The sequence below is a fragment of the Synechococcus sp. BA-120 BA3 genome, assembly GCF_034931285.1.
GTDB lineage: Bacteria > Cyanobacteriota > Cyanobacteriia > PCC-6307 > Cyanobiaceae > Cyanobium.
In genome coordinates, this window is sequence record NZ_JAYGHZ010000353.1 from 1 (window position 1) to 5,618 (window position 5,618).

At 71.8% G+C, this 5,618-nt stretch carries 8 protein-coding genes and 1 pseudogene; 3 read left to right on the forward strand and 6 right to left on the reverse strand.

Annotated elements, in window-relative coordinates:
• The 3 genes and pseudogenes from VB737_RS14550 to VB737_RS14560 all read right to left on the reverse strand — a co-directional run.
• Window positions 1–232: pseudogene (locus VB737_RS14550) on the reverse strand (anti-sigma factor domain-containing protein); the annotation flags it as partial.
• Window positions 229–810, reverse strand: coding sequence for a sigma-70 family RNA polymerase sigma factor (locus VB737_RS14555; RefSeq protein WP_500314013.1), 582 nt, complete (start codon window positions 808–810; stop codon window positions 229–231). The gene VB737_RS14555 and the pseudogene VB737_RS14550, both read right to left, overlap by 4 nt.
• A 12-nt stretch (window positions 811–822) precedes the next feature.
• Window positions 823–1,821 (reverse strand): DMT family transporter, encoded by a 999-nt coding sequence (locus VB737_RS14560; RefSeq protein ID WP_500314015.1) that lies wholly within the window; start codon window positions 1,819–1,821, stop codon window positions 823–825.
• Between the two features lie 255 nt (window positions 1,822–2,076).
• On the opposite strand from VB737_RS14560, the gene VB737_RS14565 reads away from it, so the two are divergent.
• Window positions 2,077–2,583: a DM13 domain-containing protein gene (locus tag VB737_RS14565; RefSeq protein WP_500314016.1), complete on the forward strand. Its 507-nt coding sequence runs from the start codon at window positions 2,077–2,079 to the stop codon at window positions 2,581–2,583.
• A gap of 15 nt (window positions 2,584–2,598) precedes the next feature.
• On the opposite strand, the gene VB737_RS14570 is transcribed toward VB737_RS14565, so the two are convergent.
• Window positions 2,599–3,303, reverse strand: a complete 705-nt coding sequence (locus VB737_RS14570; RefSeq protein WP_500314017.1) for a molybdopterin-dependent oxidoreductase — start codon at window positions 3,301–3,303, stop codon at window positions 2,599–2,601.
• Window positions 3,300–3,920: a cytochrome b/b6 domain-containing protein gene (locus VB737_RS14575; protein ID WP_500314018.1), complete on the reverse strand. Its 621-nt coding sequence runs from the start codon at window positions 3,918–3,920 to the stop codon at window positions 3,300–3,302. The genes VB737_RS14570 and VB737_RS14575 overlap by 4 nt, the downstream gene beginning before the upstream one ends.
• Before the next feature lie 118 nt (window positions 3,921–4,038).
• On the opposite strand from VB737_RS14575, the gene VB737_RS14580 reads away from it, so the two are divergent.
• Window positions 4,039–4,650: an HPP family protein gene (locus tag VB737_RS14580; protein WP_500314019.1), complete on the forward strand. Its 612-nt coding sequence runs from the start codon at window positions 4,039–4,041 to the stop codon at window positions 4,648–4,650.
• An 8-nt stretch (window positions 4,651–4,658) separates the two neighbouring features.
• Here the strand turns inward: VB737_RS14580 and VB737_RS14585 are convergent, their stop codons facing one another.
• Entirely contained in the window at window positions 4,659–5,003 is a 345-nt protein-coding gene (locus VB737_RS14585; protein ID WP_500314021.1) for an ArsR/SmtB family transcription factor, read from the reverse strand.
• A gap of 220 nt (window positions 5,004–5,223) precedes the next feature.
• Between VB737_RS14585 and VB737_RS14590 the strand changes: the two genes are divergently transcribed.
• Window positions 5,224–5,618 (forward strand): TSUP family transporter (locus tag VB737_RS14590; RefSeq protein WP_500314023.1); only part of this gene is annotated, 395 nt, incomplete at its 3' end.

Consider the following 5,618-nt stretch of genomic DNA (forward strand, 5'->3'; position numbering starts at 1 on the left):
GCAGGAGGCGCCGGCGCAGGGCGGGAGGCGGCACCGCGGTGGCCGGCAGGGCCAGGGGCAGCAGCTCCAGGGTGGTGCTGAACTCCTCGAGCCGCTGGCGCAGCTCGGGCCGCTCCCGCAGCAGCATCGCCAGCTGCTCGCGCTCGGACTCCTCGAGGTCCCCCAGGGCATGGCCGGCGAGCAGGGCGTCGATGCCGGCGGGATCGGACGTGGGGATGGCGTCGGGTTTCATGGCTGGGCGGGCGAATCGTGGAGGAGGGCGCGCAGGCGGATCAGGCCCTGGCGGGCGCGGGTCTTGACGGTGCCGAGGGGCAGCTCCAGCAGCGCTCCGACCGCCGACTGGCTCAGTCCTTCGTAGTAGGCCATCTCCAGCACCTGGCGCTGGTTGGCGGGGATCGCCGCCAGGGCCCCCCGAACCCGCTCGGCCAGATCCTCGGACTCGGCACGGTCGTGGGGCGTGGGCACGGCCGCAGGGAACAGGTGCTCCGACCAGCGTTGCACCAGCTGCCAGCGGTTGGCGCGCTGGTTGAGGCGGTTGATGGCCATCGAGCGGGTCAACAGAAGCAGATAGGCCAGCACCGGACCCCGGGCGGGGTCATAGCGCCCCTGCTGCCAGTAGCGCAGGAAGACGTCATGGGTGAGGTCTTCGGCCTCCTGGCTCGAGCGACACAGCCGCACGGCCAGGCGATACACCGGACCGCTGCAGCTGTCGTAGAGGGCGGCCAGATCGCCGCCCTCGCCGGGTGCCCCCGGGAGGGAGCCCCGCAGCGGCGGACGGCGGGGGGGGGCTTCGGCGTCGGAGGAGTTCACGACCGGGGGTGTTCAGCGGGGGTGCCGTGCTTCGGATACCGGCGAAGGCTGCGATCGGATGGGGCCCGGCCGGCGGCTGACGAACACACCGGCCAGCACCAGGGCCGCTCCGGCCAGCACAGGGAGGCCCAACGGTTCCCCCAGCAGCAGGGCGGCGCTGAGAACCGCCACCACCAGGGCCAGGGAGCTCCAGAGGGAGACGACGGCCACACTGCAGCGGCGGTAGGCCTGGCGCAGGGCCAGCTCCCGGCCCAGGGACAGCGTGACGGCATAGACGCCGATCACCCCCACCACCCACCAGAGGCGCAGCAGGATGAAATGGTGGGGTCCGAACAGCACCAGGGCCAGGATCCCGAAGGCCAGGGCACTCAGCAGGGTGGGAACCCCCACACTCACCGTCGCCGGCCATTGGCGGGCGGCGATGGTACGGCCGCTGACGGCGGAGCCGGCGAAGGCCAGCACCCCCACCAGGGCCCAGGCGATGCCGGCGGCGTCATCCATCCGGCCGCTGCCCATGGCCGTGGCTGCCTGGGGCAGCACCAGCCCGGCACCGATCAGCACCAGGCTGAGCCGGAAGCCCGCGGGGAGCGCCTCCCCGAGCAGCCAGCGCGCCAGCAGGGCGGAGACGGGCAGCACCAGGGCGAACAGCAGGGTCTGGCTGATCACCGACAGCGATTCCAGGGCGAGGTAGTAGGCCACAGGCCCGAGAAACAGGCCCAGGCCCCCATGCAGGGCCAGCAGGCGCCGATCGGCTGGCCCCAGCTGCGCCAGGTCGTTGCCCAGACTGCGCCGCCCGGGGATCAGGGCCGCCAGGCCCACCGTCAGCTGGGCCAGGAAGAAGACGTTGCAGAAGCTGATCGGGTTCTCGCCATCCACCGGATGGGCCATCCCGTGGTCCTGCAGGCCCTTGAGCACGGTGGCATCCAGGCCCCGCAGCAACACGTAGAGCAGCAGCGGCAGCAGGCCCGGGATCGGCTGCGGGCGGGCTTGCGATGGGTTCGGGAGCCTCATCGGCCCAGGATGCCGCCATTCAGGCCAACCGGACACAGCAGGGGAGCGACTGCGGAGCGCTGGGCCGGGACCCTACGGTTCCCGTGCCGGCCTCGTGAGCCGCGAGCGCGAAGGGGGCCGACATCGCACCGTGGCGATCACCTGAACCGGCACCGGCTCGAATCCGGAATGGCCGCCCACGGGTATCTGCTGGTGAGCGCGGGTTCCGGCGACGCAACGCCCGGCCTGTCCCTCGCCCCTCACACCCGATTCACCATGACCCGCTCCCCCCGCACCGCCTTCAGCGGCGCCCTCACCCTGGTGGCGGCGGCGGCCTTCTCCGGCGCCGTCCTGCCCGCCCGCAGCCTCGGCCTCCCCGCCGGCGAGGCCATCATCACCCCCGCCCTGGGTTCCGTGGCCCAGGCCATGGCGAAGGCCAGCGGCGTCTTCCGCAAGGCGGAGGCTCCCGTGAGCGGTGGTTTCTCGATCACGCAACAGGGCGGCAAGACGGTGCTCACCCTCAGCGGCGACTTCAAGACCAACGACATGGCGCCCGATCTCTGGGTGGCCTTCAGCCCCTCCGGCACGCCCCTGGCGATGAGCAAGGCCCCCACCTTTCCCCTCAAGCCCGGCAGCTACACGCTGCTCTCGAAGCTGAAATCCAGCAAGGGGGCCCAGAGCTACGTGATCCCCGCCTCGATCGACCTCAAGGCCCAGAAATCGGTGCTGATCTGGTGCCAGAAGTTCAACGCCACCATGGCCTGGGCGCCCCTCAAGTCCTGAGCGCCGCCGGTCCGATCAGAGCCCGGCGAACCACTCGTAGCCCCTGTCCTCCCAGGTGCCGAGGCGGTCGCCGAGGCCCGTCATCAGCTCCAGGCCGGTGACCCACTTGCTCTGCTTGTAGCCGAGCTTGATGGGGCTGGCCAGCCGCACGGGGGCGCCGTTGGCCACGGGCAGCGGCGCCCCGTTCATGTGGGTGGCCAGCAGGGTCTGGGGGTGCAGGGCGGAGGCCAGGTCCCAGGTCTCGAAGTACTGGTCGGCGGAACGGATCGCCAGATAGGCCCCCAGCGGTGAAGGGCCGGCCAGGGCGAGCACATCGGCCAGCCGCGGCCCCGACCAGGCGACGATCGCCGCCCAGCCCTCGACGCAGACGTGGCGGATGACGCATTCCCGCTGGGGCAGGGCGGCCAGGGCGGCCAGATCGAGGCGCAGGGGGCGGCGCACCGCCCCGTTGACGACGAGCCGATAGCTCTCGGGCGCGAGGGTGGGCGTGCCGTTGAAGCTGTTGACCAGTAGGGCGGCCGGCTCCACCTGGCTGCGCCGGAACTCAGGCACAGGCCCCTTCCCCTGCAGCAGGGCCTCGATCCGCTCGTTCAGCGGCTGGGTGGCCTCACCCACCGCGGTGCTCCAGCGGTTGAGGCCGCAGCCGCCCAGCAGCAGGGAGGAGCCGCCGGAGACCAGCAGGCCGAGGGCACGGCGACGGCTGGGGGAGCTACCCGTCACAGGGCCATCCGCCGCAGCAGCCGCAGGCCGCCCACCCGCCAGGACAGCCCCACGTGGGCCGCCAGCAGCAGGGCGATGGCGGGGATGGTGGCCAGGTGGCAGACCCTCAGCGTCTGCCAGCTGGAATGGCCGGCCGGCTCGGCGAAGGCGAACAGCGACACCAGCCACCACAACTGGGCCGGCTTGTACATGGCCAGGCCGGTGAGCAGGCTGAAGGCCAGCAGGACCAGCATCAGGGTGTAGGTGATGCGGTGGCTGGCCAGGCGGCGTCGGGGGGGGCTGGCGCTGCGGCGCAGGGTGCCCAGGTCGCCGCCGTCGGCCAGGCGCCGGTGGCGCCGATGCAGCAGGAGGCCGATCCAGAGCCCCAGGTTGGCGGCGTACAGGCCCATGACGCCGAAGTGCCAGTCGCGGCCGCCGGCCAGCCAGCCGCCGAGGGTGAGCCACTCGGGCACGGTCGCCCCCGCCCGGCCGCCGAAGACCGGATTGGCGTTGTAGATCTCCAGACCGCTGGCGGCCATCAGCAGCAGCACCAGCAGGTTGAACCCGTGAAAGGCCCTGGTCCACAGGGGATGGGGGCCCGGGCGAGCCGGACCGGGGGCGTCAGAGCGCGTGATCACCAACGGGCATCAGGGGACCGCCGTCAGTCTGCCGAGCCGTCCTGGTGGTCGCTGCCACACGATGCGGCGAAACGACTCGCCACAATGGCCCCGTCAACCCGCAGCGGTTGCCCCTGCCATGACTCTCCGGGCCGGCCCATCGGCTCCCGAACGCCAGCACCGTCGCTCCGCCGGCTCCAGGCCCCGTGGAAAGCCGACGGTGTGGTTGTCACGTCTGCTCGCTTCCGTTCACACGGAGCGGGAGCGGGGCAGGGCCTACCAGCCGCGTTTCACCCGCGACCACCTGGCCTTCTCCTGGCTCGGGGCCCTGTTGTCCCTGGCCCTCCTCGGTGGCCTCAGCGCCTGGAGCGGCTATCTGCTGATGGCGGCCCCGCTGGGGGCGTCCTCGGTGCTGCTGTTCGGCCACCCCCGGAGCCCCCTGGCCCAGCCGCGCAACATCATTCTGGGCAACACGCTGGGGGGACTGATCGCGATTCTGGTGGTGAGCTGCGGCTGGTCCGGCGCCTGGGGTGTGGCCCTGGCAGTGGGACTCACCATCGTGGTGGGACAGCAGGGTCGCTGCCTCCACCCCCCCGCCGGCGGTGTGGCCTTTCTCGGGGTCTTCCTCAAGGCAGAGGCCGGATTCGTGCTGTTTCCCGTGCTCTCCGGGTCGGTGCTTCTGGTGCTGCTCGCCTGGCTGTTCAGCCGGGGGGTCAGGGGAGCCTCCGCCTACCCGGCCCACTGGCTCTGATCCTGTCCTCAGGCGGTCTGGAGCTGGTCGAGCTGCTGCTGCAGGCGCTGCTTCATGCGCTTCTGGACCAGGTCGCAGAGTTCCTCGACCAGCTCGGCGTCGGCCCGGTAGATGAGGCGGACCCCATCGCGCTCGCAGCTGACGAGGCCGGCCCGCTGCAGCTGGGAGAGCTGGCGGCTGATGTGGGACTGGCTGAACCCGGTGGCCTCGATCAGGGAGGCGACATCACACGGACCCTGGCGCAGATGGCAGAGCAGCTGGAGCCGGGCCGGCTCGCTCAGCAGACGGAAGAACTGGCTGAACTCCTCCAGCAGCTCCGGACTGGGAATCGGTCCGGGACCGGCAATCCCCATGACAACTCACTATGACGCTAGCGACATTATGCAGCGCCGCACCCGCCGTTGGGGCCCGGACGGTGACAGCATTATCACTCTTTTGCCGTTGTATGCGTGTATGGTCATAGTCAGCAGCCCGCCCCGTCCCGATGTCCACCGTTCCCCGGTCCGCACGCCATACCGCCCAGGGGACGCTCCGGCAGGGGGGACGGTCTTGAGTCTCGCCCTGCTGCTGCTGATGGCCGCCGGCGGTGCCCTGATCGGTTTCCTGCTGGCGGTGCTCGGCGCCGGCGGCTCGATCCTGCTGCTGCCCCTGCTGATCAGCGGCGCCGGGCTGCCCACCCGTGAGGCGGTGCCGCTCTCGCTCCTGGCCGTGACCCTGCTGGCCGTGGCCAACGCCGGCCCCTACCTGCGGCGGCGCCAGGTGGCGCCCCGGCCCGCCCTGATCCTGGGGGTGCCGGCCCTGGCGGGCAGCTGGATCGGCGGTTCCCTCGTCAAGCAGGGGCTGATCCCCGAGCCGGTGCAGCTGGCCGTGTTCGCCGCCGCCGCCCTGGTGGCCGCCTGGCTGCTCTCACGGCGGCGGCGCGATCCTGGCGGCAGCCGTCACAGCACCGCTGCCCGGCGACCCGGAGG